This is a genomic window from Halomonas sp. IOP_14 (assembly GCF_021021315.1).
Classification (GTDB): Bacteria; Pseudomonadota; Gammaproteobacteria; order Pseudomonadales; family Halomonadaceae; genus Vreelandella; species Vreelandella titanicae.
The window spans coordinates 156,173-171,442 of sequence record NZ_JAINWD010000009.1; the positions used below are offsets into that span (position 1 = coordinate 156,173).

Genomic DNA, 15,270 nt, shown 5'->3' on the forward strand with positions numbered 1-15,270 from the left:
GGGGCTATATTGGAGACGCTTTCATTGCCCAGGCCATGCTGCTGGTATTGATGGCGTTAACGGGATGGGGAATGGATAACGCGCCACGCGCAACAAACTCACCAGTTGCTATAGGTATAGCCATCAGCCTCTTCGGCCTGATCATAATGCCGCTGATGGCGCCGCTAAGCGGCGGCACCTGGCACCTGGCACCTGGCGGAAGTGTTCGGCATTCATGCCGCCCCCACAGCAGTTACCACGCTGGGCCTAGCCCTTATCATGTTCCAGGGTTTCGCCCTATGGAGTGGCGACGAAGAAGCCAAGGAAAGGGCGGCCACCAGACGCGAACTTCTGCGACTTGTTATATCTTGTTAACTAACTGCAAAGTCTTCAAGCGCTTTTCCTGTCAAACGGTAGCCTATCCATTCATTTTGCGGTTTTGCGCCTATTGACTCATAGAACTGGATCGCAGGTTCATTCCAGTCAAGTACGTTCCACTCGAAACGGCCGCATTTTTTCGATATTGCAATGTTAGCAAGATACTTCAAAAGTGCTTTGCCAGCCCCGACGCCACGATATTTTTGAGTAACGTACAAATCTTCAAGATATAGCCCATGCTTACCGAGCCATGTTGAGAAATTGAAGAAATAGACCGCAAAGCCAATAGGTTCGTTATTGAAATAACAGATAACGGCCTTAGTCGTCGTATTATCGCCAAACAAAGCGTTTTCTATATCCGCGACTGTCGCTAGCACTTCATGCTCTGCTTTTTCATAAGTCGCAAGTTCTATGACAAATTTATGGATTAAAGCCGAGTCTTCAATGGTAGCTTGCCGGATTTCCACTTCTGACATTACCTACCTCCGTATCTTGTAATAATGTTTGTGTTCCGCTTGCTGCGTCACCAATTCGCACGCAACCGCTCTCGCGCTACTCTACGCTGGCGTTATATAAGATCACCTCATCTCCAGCCCCATAGCCGCTAATCACGGCCGCGCGGGAGACTCCCAGCGTGGATTGATACAGCTTCTCAGCGAAGTTGCCTTCCGAAGTGGTCACCATCACCGCCCCCACATCGCAGCCCTGGCGACGCACGTGGGCCTTGAACGGCGCTAGCGACTCCACAATGAGCTGCTTACCCAGCCCCCTACCTGCTGCTTCCGGGTGAATGCCGATTTGCTCCAGCTCGATGATGCTTTTTTCCCGAAAGCCGTTCTTAACGCACCAAAGGATATAGCCACGCACCAGACCGTCCACCTCCACCACGTAGTAAACGCCCCGTGGATAGGTGTTAAACGACGACTCAATCCACAGCGCGTGATTTTTCTCACGGGGGAAACACGCCTGATACACCTCGGCGATGGCGGCAATATCGTTTTTTTCTGCTGCTCTTACGGTCATTCTAAAGTCCTTTTTTCTTTGAGAGCCCGTTGCTATCGGCTCATACCCGCCCTTTCTGGGGCTTACATCATGACTTTTTCGAATCCAAAAAACTCTAGCTTGTGTGCCTTACCGCCTGCCTCCTCATCATCCGGTAAGGGGTAATAGCGGTTGTAAAAGGAGACAATCTTAAAACCACACTTGTTGACATAAAAGTGGATGTTTCGCTTTTCGAAGTAAGGCGTATGGGTCATCCATACCCGCGTCTTGGGGTACGCCTGCTCGATGGCTTTCCACGCACGGTAGCCCACGCCACGCCCGTGGGTGCTGGGCAAGAGATAGAACAGATCCAACGAGTTGTGTTGAGTGGATTCGTCAATGACTACAATCGCGCCCCCCACTTTAACGCCATCTAAAAGGATGTGATGCACCATGGCATCTGGCGCATTAAGAGAGTTCTCGATATCTGCGTCAGAGGGAATCAAGCTCGGCTCCACCGCGCCAAAGGTCTCTTCTACCGCCACGCTAAACGAGGCTTTTAGCTCTTGCTTGAACGCATCAAATGCCGATGCGTCTGCCAACGCCAGCGTGACTGCGGATGAATGTTCCATGGCTGCGCCTATTTGCTCAATGAGCGTCATCAACAAACCGTTTAGGCTAACCGCTGCCATGACGTTTTGCTATACCACGCCCCTGCAACCAACTACTTATCCACTTGAACGCTGAATCTCGGTGACCACTTCTGCCTTAACGGAGTTGGCGATAACGCCAGCAAGTCGTCTTTTGCAGCACCAGCGTTATCAGTCTGCCATCATTTCTAGCGCTGCGCGCCCCGATGCTTCGCGCGACTTGCGATCAAAGAACCAATGACGATGAGCACGCTGGCACTCAATACGGCCACTGTGGCCTCGCCGTATCCCGCCAGGATCAGTAGCATCACCGAAATGAGTGGCGCGCTGTAGGCTAGGGTGCCAAGTAGCTGGATGTTCCCGTGTTTGACGCCATAGTCCCAGGTAAAAAATGCGATTCCAACCGGCCCGAGGCCCAGCCCAACCACGCCTACCCATTGCATCAAGCCATCCGGCCACACCGTCTTTTCCCACAGCATATGGCACCCTAAAGCCAGCAGCGCCGTCACGCCGCAGAACCAACCGACGGCATCGGTTGGCACTGAACGCACCAACCTGCTGAGCACGGAGTAAGAAGACCAAATCAATGCACACGCCAGCGCTACCAGATAACCGGGCAGTTTCTCCCAAGCAAATCCGCCTGCATTTCGGCTGATCAACAACCAACAACCCACCAGCGCCACCAAGGCGCCAACGATAGACTGAGCTCGCATCCTCTCGTCCGGTAACAGGGCAGACAGCAGAACGATCAGTAGCGGCCAGAGGTAAGCCAACAGGCTGACTTCCACCGCCGGTGCTAGCGTCATCGCCTTGAAATATGCAAAGTGATAACCGAATAACCCGACGATACCGATACACCAGGCAAACGGCGACTGGCGTATATACCGAACGCCCGTATGGCCAGCCAAGATCCAACGCCCACCCATCAACAGAAACGCAATGCCGAAAGTCATGGCCATCAGCTGGAACTCTGGAATATCTCCACCGGATAGCTTGGTCAGCAAAGCCAAAGTACCCCAAAGCAGAACGGAAATGGATCCGATCCAGGTAGCGGCATTCACGGTTGCCATGTCATTCTCCCCCGAGATTCTCATGCGTTAGCGGTTGCGGGAGAGCGTATCCATGGCATCAATGAGGATCTTTTGAATCCTGGCGGAATTATGTCGAGAGACGGCGGAAGTGGCTAGGCGGTTTGCCAAAGTGACGTCTGAAGCGGTCGCTGAAGGCCGATAACGACGAGTAGCCTACCGCATCAGCCACCCGCTGAACGCTGAGGCCTGACTGTTCCAGAAGCCGAAACGCCTCTTTCATTCGCACTTCTGTGAGGTATTGATGAGGCGTCATGCCCACCTGATGGCGAAAAAGATCGTTCAACTGCCGAATACTCAAATGGGCCACGTTAGCAGCCTCAGCCATGGAAATAGGTTGGTGGAAGTGATCATCCAGAAACTGTTTTGCCGCGTGAACCCTGCGATCCAGTTTCAATTGACTTCCATGGCGCTCCTGCAGCAGTTGTAACAGCAATAGCAGCATGTGATGCTGGGTAGCATCCGCTCCAGCCCCGCTCATGACCTGAGCATGTAGGAACTGGACGTAATGGCGCAAAGCCGAATCAAGCTCCACGAAACAAGGCAGCTTATCTAGCGCAGGAGCCAGCCCCTCAGGCAAATCAGCCACCAAAAACCGATTATCTTCTGTTGCAGCAAACCCATGGCCGCTTCCTGAAGGGATGATGGCCGCACGGTGCTGTACCACCTCCCCCGCCATGGAATCTACTGACAGAAACAGCGTGCCGACCAGGGGCAATACCAGTTGATGATGGTCATGGGAGTGACTTTTCACTTCATCATCATAGGTACGTATGTGCAGGCCGATCTCTGGATATTTCATGACCTTACTCAGCAGTCGTGGGCATATTCACTTCCTTGACCTGATTCCTCCAGCCTTAGGCTGTGCGTTTTTAGGCAACGCTCGCTTGGTGGATGGAGGTGGCATCCAGCGAGAGGATTCTCTTGGCTCGGCGCATATCGATAGTGATGATGCTGTAGTTCAGCAGTCTTGGTAAAGCGTGGGGAAGAAAACCGTCAACAACAATGACAATTTAAAGGCTATTTACATGCTGTAAAACGAACTTCACGCGCTCATCAATAGTGTCACGCGGCACTTCCAGCGTTTTGTAACCCCATTGCGAATACCAGCTTTTCATCCCCTCGAATACCTTGAGGGACTCCTCGAACGTTTGATCACGCTCTGAATCTGTACCGTAAATGTCTTCCCATGGCGGCAGAAGAAAAACAACGGGATTATAGGGGAACAGTTGAACATAGTTGGCGATGTCCGCCCGTGACAACGCGCTCTCCGCATCAAGCATGTACAGCGCATCCAGCACCCCACGATCAAAGAACGTGGCCTGCTCGCCAACAGCGACACGCCGGTACTTTTCAATATCGGATTTCAGAATATCCTGAGCGAAAGAGACCGGGTCTGGCCGAGGTGATAGCTCCGCCGCCAACCGTTCCTTGATGATGCTTCGGGCAGACTCCGGTATGACGCGATAGCCCCGTTTCTCTATGGCATCAAGGAGCGTGGTTTTGCCACCACCGGGGCCGCCGGTGAGTACGAATCGATGGTTCATATTATTAACGCCCTACAGCAGACAAGGAAAACGCTATTGAGTGAGATGCTGTCTCCCCCAACACAATAAAAGCTCAGGCTCCCCCATGATCTCATCTAGCTGCTCGCCCATTCGCACAAGACACCATGTTTCATAGGTGTACTCTGTTGGCGTAGATGTTAGATATTTATATCAACGCAGTGCTCCTTTTTAAAGACTTTTCTAGCCCACTTAACTAAAAAAAGCGTTAGCAAAAATGCTAACGCTTAAAACAACCTTACGATGAAGCAAGGTTCAGATCACTATCCGCACAACTAGCCATAGACATATAATCAAGTACAACTTTTTATTCAGGCCGAAGCCGCAGGTTAAAACCGATAGATAACACTCCCTTGTAGGCGATCGACACTTCCACTACGGCCATCCACAGTATGCCGTGCAGCATGAGCCAACTCAATTCCGTAGGTTATGTTATGACCAGGGCTCCATTGGTAATTAATATGCACAAGTTCACGCTCTTCATCATAAGCACTTATAAACTCACTTGAGCTACCAGTATTAACAAGAGACACGCCATCGCGCTCGGCATTATCCCAATCTGCATTAACAAGTGAGTATGAAACGTTGAAAGCACCAGGGCCTATATCGTGGCTAATGCCAATCGTTCCCCCCCATGCAAAGATGGTCTCTAGCTCGCTGCCTGCTCGATAAGCTGAGGGTGCCGGGTTTACTTTCATGTAAGCCCCAATCCCCTCACCGCCGGTTATTTGACCACGCAACGTCGTATTTGGCGTAAGAGCGTAATTAGCCGCGACAAAAGCTCCCCACCCGATCTTTGAGTCCTTTGCTGCACCATCGTCAAAGGCCACTTCTCGAATCATGGCAGCTGATGCCCAACGTAATGCACCAGCCAATGATTCGTACCGAAGCGTAATGTCTGGCAAGCCATCTTTACGATCAACATCAGTACCAGCAATGGATCTACCACCGGTTACTGCATCGTAGCCTCCGTCAAAAGAGTTGCCAGACATGGCACCGCTCGGATCCTCAATAGCAACATGAAAATCACCTACTGAATACCGCAGTTGTGCTTGTCGAAGGAATGCATCGCGACCTGCGGGGCCAGTAAAATCAAGCGTAGGAGTAGTGCTTATAAAGGTGTGAAAATTGCTCCACGTTTGTCCTGCCGTAATACCGTTCCATGAGCCATAGGCCTGACGCATTCGGAGATTACCGAAGAAAAAATCGCCTTCGATATTGGTAATCAAGTCACCTTTCTCTGTCGGCGTTGTAGTGCGGATACCCAGGCGTGACTCATTAGCATGCAGATTCGAATGCCCACTTGTGCTTGGTTGGCCATCCACAGCAATTTTAGAGAAGTTCACACTATCGCCCATGCCACTGCTATTTCCAGTCTTAATGTCGCCACTGTCATACATCACATCAAGCTTAGCGTAACCGTATAAAGAAACGTTGGTTCCATTCACATCATAATCAATTGCAAATACAGAAGGAGTAACGAATAGAAAAGAATAGCCTAAGAAAGGAAACACTCTGCACCACAACAAAAACTTATTCATATCTTTATCTCTATATTTGTAATACTTTTATTTTCAACTTAACCCAGGAGCCTAAAGACAAGCTGAGAAGACATTGCGAAAATGGTCACCAACCCCACTAGAGCAAGCGTGGTTTGTAGAGGGCCATTTTTTAGATCCCCCATCACATCTTCACGTCTTGTCAAAAGAAAGAGAATAATTCCCAAAAAAGGTGCTACTAGGACGGTTAAGGCTTGAGCGATAATAATTAGCTCAATGGGAGAACCTTTCGCCACCACAGCAACCGTAGCTCCCCAAGCCAACACCCCGTATACAAGCAGCTTGACTCTCCATCCGGATAAACTGCTGTTCCAGCCCAACGCATCCGCTAATAGCGTTCCTCCCGCAGAAGCGTTTGCCGCCATTGATGAAAAGGCTGCTGCAAAGAACCCAAGGCTGAACAGTACCGCCCCTACCTTTCCTGCCAGCGGCTCCAATACACTAGCCAGCTGTGGAAAAGTCGTTGCTACAGTACCAGTGGAGTGAAGTACCGCTGAGGCTACAATGATGATGAGCATCGCCATAAATGCGGTAGCCACATTCCCCGGAAGAGTATCCATTAACGTAATAGCTCGGTACTGCTGCCTATTCAGCTTTCTTTCATGGATGGCATAGCCAGTATAAAAAGCTGAGTTAATGGAGAAATTTGTACCGATCAAAGCAATTAAAAGAACGCTGGCCTCAGCAGGAAATTTGGGAATAAGACCTTGCGCAGCAGCCGCCCAATCTGGGTCACTCAGTATGGTTGATGCTAAAAAACCTACGGACATAAGCCCAATCAAAGCGACCAACAAGCGCTCCATCGCCTTATAAGTATTCCGCATGGCTATTAATAAGCCGACCGCTACTGTACTAGCGAGCGTCCAGCCTACTACCGAACCTCCTAAAAGCAGGCTTAGCGCTAAACCAGAGCCAACGGCATTGCCTACAGCAAACATCAAAGTGATAGAGAAAACACCGAAGCCAGCCATGACACCAATTGGCCGACCAAGTTTTTGCTTGGTGACTTTGACCACAGAGTCACCAGATGCAAGGCCCAACCGAACAGCCATATCATTAAACACAAACATTAGCACTGCAGACACAAGGATTACCCAAAGCAGCATGTAGCCATATTGGCTGCCTGCCTGCACAGCGGATGTCAGCGCACCGGGTCCGAAACGCCAAGCGCCAGCGACAAATGCAGGCCCCATTAACGCAAGCATTTGTGGCAACGTCAGAGAAAACCGAGATCGATGGTGGTTTGTCGCAGGGGGAAATGGCCCTGAATCATGTTTGGTATTCATATTCATCCTACGCTCCTATTAAATTTGTTATTTAGGATGCATACGGTGATGCCTCATTGGCATCACCGTTCGGGGACGCCCAGCGCCTAAGGAATAGTCAATCTCGGTTAGGCTAACCCGGCTTGTTTCATAGCAGCAGCAATTTCACGATCTGCGCCTTCGGCAAGCGGACGAAGCGGAGAGCGCACAGTAGCGTGATCGAGAATCCCCCGGGCTACTAGGGCCCACTTCAGAGCCACAGTTCCTTCCATATGCGAACCACGGTGATAGACATTCTTGGTGACTGGAAGGAGGCGATCATGTAATTCGCGCGCCTTAGCATAATCCTTGGCTTTTCCAGCTTTGATCAGTTCGATCAAAGGCTCCGGTGCAATACAGCCATAGCCAACTAGCGCACCATCGACATCAAACATGGTGTGAAGTAGGTACTCATCATGACAAGTCAGAATTTGTAGATCCGGATACTCAGCGCGAATGACAGGAATTTCAGTATCCCAGCGCTTCATATTGCGAACACCATTTTTCATCGCAAACACACCAGGTTGAGCCGCAATATCAAGCTGCGTCTGGAGGTTGTAAGTGGCTTTCGTATTGTCCGGATACTGGAAAAGAATCAGCGGTAGCCCACTCTCCTCATGAATGCGGCGATATCGCTCTTGAGGCGCTCCCTCCTGATAACCAAACCTTAGCCAGCCATGAGATGGGTAGACTAGACCAGCAGATGCGCCCGCCTCGACAGCCCGTTTTGCTTCTTCGGCTGCAACATGGTCGCCTTCGCGAGTGATGCCCGCAATAATTGGGATCTCACCTTTTACCGATTCAACAAATGCCTCAATAACACGCCTCTGCTCATCAGAGGTCATGAATGTACCTTCACCAGCGTGGCCAAGAACAACGAGACCTTTAACGCCGTCGATGCCGCCCAACCAAGAGCCAAGCTTCTTGATTGCAGCAAAATCAACCTCGCCATCGCGAGTGAAAGGAGTAACCGGCGCGGGGGTTAAACCTCGGAGATCGAGAGACATGATGATTCCTCTTATATGATTGTGTTATCGTTCCTGGGAACGATTGCAATCGTTTCACCAAATACACCACATCGAAAATTAGACGTTAGTCTACGACTCACAAATGATGTGTGGATACGGAAAGCAAACTAATAGTAAATCAGTGGGGTTAGCGTCATATCGCTTATAAGATCGCTGTAAAACCGATAGAATGGTTCGCCTAAATGCCTGTTTATGCGAGCCAACACAGAGGTTCAGTAATCCACCTCACGTCATGGAATAATATATTCATGCACGGTAAGCCTATAACTATGCAAGACGTTGCCAAAGCCGCGGGCGTCAGCACGTCTACAGTCTCTCGCGTTCTTGATGAGCGCCTTCCGCCTTCCAATAGCCCAGCCGCTCAACGGGTTAAAAAAACGGCGGAAGAACTCGGCTATAAGCGTGACATTCTTGCCTCCAGCTTGAGGCGAGGTGGTACAGGCACTATCGGTGTACTGGTGCCCCGACTGAGCGATACCGTCATGGCTCTTATCTACGAAGCGATCTCTAAAGTTGCTCAAGAACGTCACTATTTCGCTATCGTAGCAACCAGTGGTGACGATCCTGAAAGCGAGCGTCAAGCGGTTGAATTGCTTCTCAATCGACGTGTGGACGGCCTAATTTTGGCTACCAGCCGACTTGATGACCAATTACCATCTCAACTGCGTGACCGGGGAGTTCCGCACTCATTGGTGCTTCGTACCGATGGTAAAAGTCCTTCTGCCTTGGGTGACGATATTCAAGGTGGATACCTTGCTACTCGGCACCTCATCGACCTGGGGCACCGTGACATTGGCCTTGTTGCAGGCCCTAGCTTTACCTCTAGCGCTCGCGACCGACAAAAAGGCTTTCGCAAAGCCATGAGCGAATCAGGGATTCCTGTGCGTGAGCCATGGATTATCGAGTCAGGCTATGGAATCGAAGCTGGCGAGGAAGCAGGGCTGGCTCTGCTCTCACAGAATGAGAAACCAACAGCCATTTTTGCAGTCAACGATAACCTCGCTATTGGCGTGATGGCTGCTGCACATAGACTTGGCATTGAGGTGGGCAGAACGCTTTCATTAGTCGGATATAACGATATCCCTCTTGCCAGTCGTCTACCTGTGCCGCTCACGTCTGTATACATACCTTTTGACTATATTGCACAACAGGCTGTCGACTTACTGCTAAGCGATAAACACTCTGGCTCGCCGATCAATAGAGTGGCTATGCCTAGTTTGATCCCAAGATCATCATCAGTCCGACATATATAAAAAATCATGAGTACGCAGTATTAAGCTATTACTCTGAGAGCCCTCCTAATGCTAATCTAAATTATGGCAGAGGGCTATTCACTAGATACTCATTAGCAAATAGTATACGCCCTACATTTATAAAAATATTTACTTTTTCATTAACTGCTTATCATCAGAGAAGAACTTGATAGAATCCAGCGCTACTCAGCATCCTAACCTTACACTTAAGTAAGTTATTTTACGCACCTAGTTTAATCAAACGAGCTTTCCTACCATAACGTGTATTGCCCTGCATTCCATCACTGGCCTAGACGCCGTGAACATAGACACCAGCCTCGTATTCATTGATGTGAACATCATCACCGCCAGCCTCGCCATTGGCTTAGCCATCACAGTGATGGCCTCCATAGAAGCGCTACTAGACCACAAACTCGGTAAATATGTTGGGCCATTGGGCAAAACTCATTGGCGGCGTAGTGTTGATTGGGATGGCACTCAGTTTTAGTAATGCTGCCGTTTCTTGAGCTGTAGCCAAAGTTGCAATAGGCATTGCAACGACAGTTTTGCTTGGCGTGAGTCAGCCCCCACTGTTTCAGAGTATTTATAGATTCCCTTGGTCAGAAAGTTTTTCCCTCCTATGGATGGAGACTGGCAGGTAACCATCCGTTCGAACTGGCATTTGGTTTTGCGCCAGACCACAGGGCTATTGGCACTGTAGCGGCAAATTCCCAGGGTAGCTGTGCGTGGCTTGGATCGCTGACGCAAAGGAACGGAGAACGACAATCCTGGTGAGCTTTCGGCCAGTAGCCGCCGTCAAAATGGCGCTCACCGAAACGACACAAAGCTGTTCAAAGTCTTTCGATCAACATATCGATAAAGGCGCGTACAGCGGGGTTGGTGCTACGACTCTGTGGCCATAGCGCAACGATATTATGCCGCTCTACGCCGAAGTCGGACAGGATTGGTACCAGTTCCTTTCGCCTAACCCGCGGGGCAGCCATGAAACTTGCAGCCATCCCGATGCCTGCACCCGCGGTCATAGCGGCTATGACGGCTTCGCTTGAATCAACGACAACAGGGGAAGACGGCACTATCTCGATCTCTTTCTCGCCGATCCGGAACGGCCAGCGAAACATTTGTCCCGTGCTTTGGTAGCGCAAATTGATCGTTTCGTGCCCCACCAGTTCATCTGGATGCTCGGGAGCACCATACCTAGCCAGGTAGTCTGGCGAAGCGTAGCAAGAGAGCCTGTAAGGTGAGAGCCGCCTGGACAAAAGTGACGAATCCGCAAGGTCACCGATCCGCACTGCAAGATCAATGCTCTCTTCAACCATACCGACGATGTGGTCGCTCAGCCGCAGGTCGATCGTTACCTTCGGGTAGTGTCTTCGAAAATCCGTAATAGCAGGAGCAATCAGATGCAGACCCAGTGGAAGTGATGTCGCAATTCGTAATGTGCCTGCGGGCTCGGAACGAGCGGACTTCACTACCTGCTCTATCTCTTCTGCTTGGCGCAGCAGCTCTAGCACACGCCCATGCAAGTCGCGGCCCTCGGCCGTGAAAGACAGCGAGCGTGTCGTACGAGTGAAAAGAGAGACGCCGAAGTGACGCTCCAACCGCTGGATGCTTTTGCTTATCGCAGAGGGCGAAACAGACAGCGAGCGCGCCGCAGCGGTGTAGCTGCCTAAGGAGCCGGCGCGTGCAAATGCGATAAGCCCCGTGAGGCGTTCCAATCCGATTTGTTCCTTCATGGAATTATTAAAACGAATCTACGCACCATTATCAATGACAAGGAACTTCCTTACTATTTGCCATGTGACTATTCTTGAGTGAGGTTGTGATGAACGACATGATGAAAGCAGTGCAGCTGCATAGTTTCGGTGGCCCAGAGGTCTTGCTTTACGAAGATACGCCCCGACCCGAAGTACAAACCGGTGAAGTGCTTATCCAAGTTAATGCGGCAAGTCTTAACCCACCAGACCTTTACCTGCGCGACGGCTATCGGGCGCTACCTCCAGAATGGCAGCCTAGCCCACATTTCCCGTTGATATTGGGCACTGATGTGTCAGGGGTCGTTGCTGCCATTGGCGACGAGGTTTCCAAAGTCAGCGTAGGTGACCACGTCTTTGCAATGGTGCGTTTTCCCGAAGACCTGATGACGGGCAGCAGCACCTATGCCGAATATGTCAGCGTTCCTGAAAGCCACCTAGCGTTGAAGCCAAAGGGCATTTCTAATGTCGAGGCAGCAGGTGCCCCAATGTCACTGCTTACTGTCTGGCAGTTTCTGGTTGATCCTGGTAATGACCTACCCAATCCATTCCAGGCATTTCGGCATGTGCCTGTACCGCTCGAAGGCAAGACCGTCTTGATCAATGGAGCTGGCGGTGGCGTGGGGCATATAGCAGTTCAAGTCGCCAAATGGAAAGGGGCGCGTGTAATCGCGGTTGCTTCAGGTAAGCATGAAGAGCTTCTTCGCGAGCTGGGTGCTGACGACTTCATTGATTACACCAAGGCAGCCGCCGAAACGGTCGCTCATGATATGGATCTGGTGCTTGACGCTGTGGGTGGCCCGAACATGGAACGCTTCCTCAGCATTATTAAACCAAGCGGCTCGCTCTTTCTGGTCAACCCCTTGGGCTTTTCTGCCAGGAATGAAGCCGACAAGCTAGGGATTACGGTTTCCTCACTACAGGTGCACTCAAACGGAATGCTGCTGGCACAGGCCAGTCGCTTGCTCGACGACCGTACCATTCGGATCGTGATCGACAGTACCTATTCGTTGGCAGAAGCATCGGCTGCGCACCAGAGAGCTATGCAAGGCGGCGTTCAAGGTAAGGTCGTGCTTGTCGTTAAACAGTAACCGGCCAAGCGTTGTTTCTGAGCGCGAACCACTTCTGTCAGAAAATCCATCAAGGCATGAATCCTCACTACGCCTCGTAGATCCGGGTGCATCAGAAACCACAAGCCGTATTCCAGCTCGGGGATGGGATCAGTGAGCTGGATAATGTCTGGATCTTCGTCCGCCAAATAACAGGGCAGAACACCCAGCCCCATACCGGAGCTAACAGCGCTGAGTATATTGACCAGAGTATCGACACGGTAGACACAGGCCGCTTTCAGCGCGTTGTTGTCCATCCACTGATCCAGTGCTGAGTCCTGCAATCGCGGACCAGCACCAATCCAGGGCTGGCTAGCAAGAACCTTGATGGAAGCCCCCGGTGACAGATTGAAGCTTCGATGTCCGTAGACCGCCTGCCCTATGGCCGTCAGCGGTCGCCCAATCAGATTTTCAGGAGGAGCATTGGACGGGCGGATGGCGACGTCAGCTTCTCTGCGCGTCAGATTGAATAGCTGGTTGGATACGGCGACGTCCAACACGATGCCTGGATATTTATGCTGAAACTGCGTGAACAGAGGAGAGAGCAGCCCCATCAACAAAGAGTCCGTTGTGGTGAGCCAGATTTCCCCTCTCGGCTCCAAGTCGCGCCCAGCGACTTTACGTTCGGCGGCCAAGGCTGCTTCATCCATGATTCTGGCGGTTTCAGCGAGCTCTTCTCCAGCAAGCGTTGGCCGGTAACCGGTTCGGCTTCTTTCAAAAAGAGCAACACCAAGGCGCTGTTCGATATCACCCAGCCGTCGGAAAACCGTAGCATGACTGACGCCCAAGGCGCGTGAGGCACCCGACAGCGAACCTGCAGTTGCGATTGCCAGGACGACCTCAAAGTCGTTCCACGCTAGGTGACTCCTGGTTTTCTGTGTCATGGCAGAAGGTTGCCTGAGATTTTTACCTGTTCGTTTTTGCAAAGTTAATTCTCACTTTCATGGAATACCTTGCAGCTTAGAACAAGATTAGCATGCACCTGAACCCATGAGATAACCCAATCGCCCCCGGAACAGGGACGATATGACGGAGGTCAGGCGCATGATGAACTCAACAAAAGTGCAGAACTTTCACCACCACGGCTCGTTAACCCGCTGCGATAACGATGCCGTGCCAGAAGGAAGTGCCGGCAATTTGCTCAAGGGAAGCATCCCTTCCAGATACCGCGATGGGCGGGGAGGCGTTGATCTTGAGCGTGTGCGGCTGGATCAGCAAGAAGCTCGACGACAGGTAATCCAGGCGATGGTACGACGTATCGAAAAGCTATGGCGTCTGCGTTGAGACAACGCATTAGCAAACAAGCTGCCAACACGCGTAACTTTCCAATGGATTCGAATCCGCAAAGCGGCGGAAAACCGAGCGCTGTGCAGTTGATTGTCAAACCTCACTACGTACTATATCCTGTACATTAACAACATCCTGTACAGGAGCAACCTTATGGATGCTATCAGCTACACAGCCGCTAGAACCAATCTAGCAAAAACCATGGAGCAGGTCTGTGAAGACCATTCACCTATGATCATCACCCGAAGCAAGGCGCAATCCGTGGTAATGATCTCTCTCGAAGACTATGAGGCGCTGCAAGAGACAGCCTATCTTCTGCGCGCACCTAAGAACGCCCGCCGTTTGCTGGAATCCGTTGCCGAATTGGAACAAGGTGGTGGTCAGGAGAAGGAACTTCTTGAATGAAACTAATCTTCTCCGAGAGCGCCTGGGAAGACTATCTGTACTGGCAGAAAACCGACAAGAAGATTCTTAACCGAATTAACAAGTTAATCAAAGAGACCAAACGAGAGCCATTTGAAGGGGTCGGCAAACCAGAGCCTCTCAAACACAGTCTCGCCGGTTATTGGTCTCGGCGAATCAACGAAGAACACCGAATGGTTTACAAAGTCACGGATGACGCTTTGCTAATTGCCCAACTCCGATATCACTACTGATTTAACGCAGCATTAAGGTGTAAGCAACGCTGCCACCTAACCTAAAACATTGTGCCGTAAAAACGACACCCAGCCTTGAGCTGAAAATGCCAAGCGTTGCGATTCACTCTTAAACGCTTTGTTATGACGCTGAGCTTTGAGTCAGTTAATTTAATCGTGTGCCATAACGTTTTGTTAAGGGGTGGGCTTTAGCCCGTCCCAGCGAGCACAGCGAACGGTTTGAACCACTTGTTGGATGGTGCCAATATGACCTCACTATTTATTAGGGAAGTATTCAAGTATCTCATCTTCCGCATCATCAAATAGGCCAGTTGAACGCCAGCCTAGGTGTCGATAAAAGCCATATGAACGAGCTTTCGCATCGGATGAACACCCGAGGAAAAGTCGTTCAAACCCGAAAGAGTTGAAAGACTCAATCATTTTATTCAATAGTGCTTTGCCAACACCTTTACTTTCATATTCTGGCAATAGTGCCAAAACAACAATTTCTCCGGTTTCGCTATCACCGAAGCAATAGCCAATAATCTTTCCTTCACTAACACCAACGTAACCAGGTAAGGAGCCATCGCTAATTCCTGCTTTCCAGCTCTCTAAAGTAATACCGAGTTCTTCCAATTGTTCGACAGAGAAAGCGTTTTCTCTCGTCTTTCCTCCTGGATTCATAGAATAACCGCAGCACTTT

Annotated in this window: 19 protein-coding genes; 7 read left to right on the forward strand and 12 right to left on the reverse strand. The window is 50.7% G+C overall.

Going from position 1 to position 15,270, the window contains the following annotated elements; genetic code table 11:
• Positions 1-350: 350 nt before the first annotated feature.
• The 5 genes from K7H09_RS09695 to K7H09_RS09715 all read right to left on the reverse strand — a co-directional run bounded on the left by K7H09_RS09695 (position 351) and on the right by K7H09_RS09715 (position 3,878).
• Positions 351-833: a GNAT family N-acetyltransferase gene (locus tag K7H09_RS09695; protein WP_041157814.1), complete on the reverse strand. Its 483-nt coding sequence runs from the start codon at positions 831-833 to the stop codon at positions 351-353.
• Positions 834-909: 76 nt separating this feature from the next.
• Positions 910-1,380 carry a GNAT family N-acetyltransferase gene (locus tag K7H09_RS09700; RefSeq protein WP_022520600.1) on the reverse strand — a complete coding sequence of 157 codons (471 nt, stop codon included), beginning with the start codon at positions 1,378-1,380 and terminating at the stop codon, positions 910-912.
• A 62-nt stretch (positions 1,381-1,442) separates the two neighbouring features.
• On the reverse strand, positions 1,443-1,970 hold the full coding sequence (locus tag K7H09_RS09705; RefSeq protein ID WP_035538687.1) for a GNAT family N-acetyltransferase: 528 nt from the start codon (positions 1,968-1,970) through the stop codon (positions 1,443-1,445).
• Positions 1,971-2,176: 206 nt separating this feature from the next.
• Positions 2,177-3,058, reverse strand: coding sequence for an aromatic amino acid exporter YddG (yddG, locus tag K7H09_RS09710; RefSeq protein ID WP_041157813.1), 882 nt, complete (start codon positions 3,056-3,058; stop codon positions 2,177-2,179).
• Between the two features lie 88 nt (positions 3,059-3,146).
• Positions 3,147-3,878, reverse strand: coding sequence for an AraC family transcriptional regulator (locus K7H09_RS09715; protein ID WP_022520602.1), 732 nt, complete (start codon positions 3,876-3,878; stop codon positions 3,147-3,149).
• Between K7H09_RS09715 and K7H09_RS09720 the strand changes: the two genes are divergently transcribed.
• Positions 3,877-4,053 carry a hypothetical protein gene (locus K7H09_RS09720; RefSeq protein ID WP_155705713.1) on the forward strand — a complete coding sequence of 59 codons (177 nt, stop codon included), beginning with the start codon at positions 3,877-3,879 and terminating at the stop codon, positions 4,051-4,053. The two genes, K7H09_RS09715 and K7H09_RS09720, sit on opposite strands and share 2 nt — an antisense overlap.
• Before the next feature lie 36 nt (positions 4,054-4,089).
• Here K7H09_RS09720 and K7H09_RS09725 read toward each other — a convergent pair whose 3' ends face one another.
• The 4 genes from K7H09_RS09725 to K7H09_RS09740 all read right to left on the reverse strand — a co-directional run bounded on the left by K7H09_RS09725 (position 4,090) and on the right by K7H09_RS09740 (position 8,511).
• Complete coding sequence (locus K7H09_RS09725; RefSeq protein WP_041157812.1) at positions 4,090-4,623, reverse strand: AAA family ATPase; 534 nt, start codon at positions 4,621-4,623, stop codon at positions 4,090-4,092.
• Positions 4,624-4,970: 347 nt separating this feature from the next.
• On the reverse strand, positions 4,971-6,182 hold the full coding sequence (locus tag K7H09_RS09730) for a DcaP family trimeric outer membrane transporter (protein WP_041157811.1): 1,212 nt from the start codon (positions 6,180-6,182) through the stop codon (positions 4,971-4,973).
• Positions 6,183-6,220: 38 nt separating this feature from the next.
• Positions 6,221-7,492, reverse strand: coding sequence for an Nramp family divalent metal transporter (locus tag K7H09_RS09735; RefSeq protein ID WP_230804531.1), 1,272 nt, complete (start codon positions 7,490-7,492; stop codon positions 6,221-6,223).
• A gap of 101 nt (positions 7,493-7,593) precedes the next feature.
• A complete protein-coding gene (locus K7H09_RS09740; RefSeq protein WP_041157810.1) occupies positions 7,594-8,511 on the reverse strand; it encodes a dihydrodipicolinate synthase family protein in 918 nt (305 codons plus the stop codon).
• A 269-nt stretch (positions 8,512-8,780) separates the two neighbouring features.
• Between K7H09_RS09740 and K7H09_RS09745 the strand changes: the two genes are divergently transcribed.
• On the forward strand, positions 8,781-9,785 hold the full coding sequence (locus tag K7H09_RS09745) for a LacI family DNA-binding transcriptional regulator (protein WP_041157809.1): 1,005 nt from the start codon (positions 8,781-8,783) through the stop codon (positions 9,783-9,785).
• 298 nt (positions 9,786-10,083) lie between these two features.
• Positions 10,084-10,272, forward strand: a complete 189-nt coding sequence (locus K7H09_RS09750; RefSeq protein ID WP_230804532.1) for a manganese efflux pump MntP family protein — start codon at positions 10,084-10,086, stop codon at positions 10,270-10,272.
• Positions 10,273-10,615: 343 nt separating this feature from the next.
• On the opposite strand, the gene K7H09_RS09755 is transcribed toward K7H09_RS09750, so the two are convergent.
• Positions 10,616-11,500 (reverse strand): LysR family transcriptional regulator, encoded by an 885-nt coding sequence (locus K7H09_RS09755; RefSeq protein ID WP_230804533.1) that lies wholly within the window; start codon positions 11,498-11,500, stop codon positions 10,616-10,618.
• A 107-nt stretch (positions 11,501-11,607) separates the two neighbouring features.
• Here K7H09_RS09755 and K7H09_RS09760 point away from each other — a divergent pair, with 107 nt between their 5' ends.
• Positions 11,608-12,627, forward strand: coding sequence for an NADP-dependent oxidoreductase (locus tag K7H09_RS09760; RefSeq protein WP_230804534.1), 1,020 nt, complete (start codon positions 11,608-11,610; stop codon positions 12,625-12,627).
• On the opposite strand, the gene K7H09_RS09765 is transcribed toward K7H09_RS09760, so the two are convergent.
• A complete protein-coding gene (locus K7H09_RS09765; protein WP_041157806.1) occupies positions 12,594-13,529 on the reverse strand; it encodes a LysR family transcriptional regulator in 936 nt (311 codons plus the stop codon). The two genes, K7H09_RS09760 and K7H09_RS09765, sit on opposite strands and share 34 nt — an antisense overlap.
• A gap of 160 nt (positions 13,530-13,689) precedes the next feature.
• On the opposite strand from K7H09_RS09765, the gene K7H09_RS09770 reads away from it, so the two are divergent.
• From K7H09_RS09770 to K7H09_RS09780, 3 genes are all read left to right on the forward strand, one after another.
• Positions 13,690-13,929, forward strand: a complete 240-nt coding sequence (locus K7H09_RS09770) for a hypothetical protein (protein WP_041157805.1) — start codon at positions 13,690-13,692, stop codon at positions 13,927-13,929.
• Positions 13,930-14,085: 156 nt separating this feature from the next.
• The gene (locus K7H09_RS09775; protein ID WP_022520613.1) at positions 14,086-14,337 is read left to right on the forward strand and encodes a type II toxin-antitoxin system Phd/YefM family antitoxin; all 252 of its coding nucleotides are present in this window, start codon (positions 14,086-14,088) and stop codon (positions 14,335-14,337) included.
• On the forward strand, positions 14,334-14,588 hold the full coding sequence (locus K7H09_RS09780) for a Txe/YoeB family addiction module toxin (RefSeq protein WP_022520614.1): 255 nt from the start codon (positions 14,334-14,336) through the stop codon (positions 14,586-14,588). The genes K7H09_RS09775 and K7H09_RS09780 overlap by 4 nt, the downstream gene beginning before the upstream one ends.
• Before the next feature lie 255 nt (positions 14,589-14,843).
• Here K7H09_RS09780 and K7H09_RS09785 read toward each other — a convergent pair whose 3' ends face one another.
• Entirely contained in the window at positions 14,844-15,251 is a 408-nt protein-coding gene (locus K7H09_RS09785; RefSeq protein ID WP_230804536.1) for a GNAT family N-acetyltransferase, read from the reverse strand.
• Between the last annotated feature and the right edge of the window lie 19 nt (positions 15,252-15,270).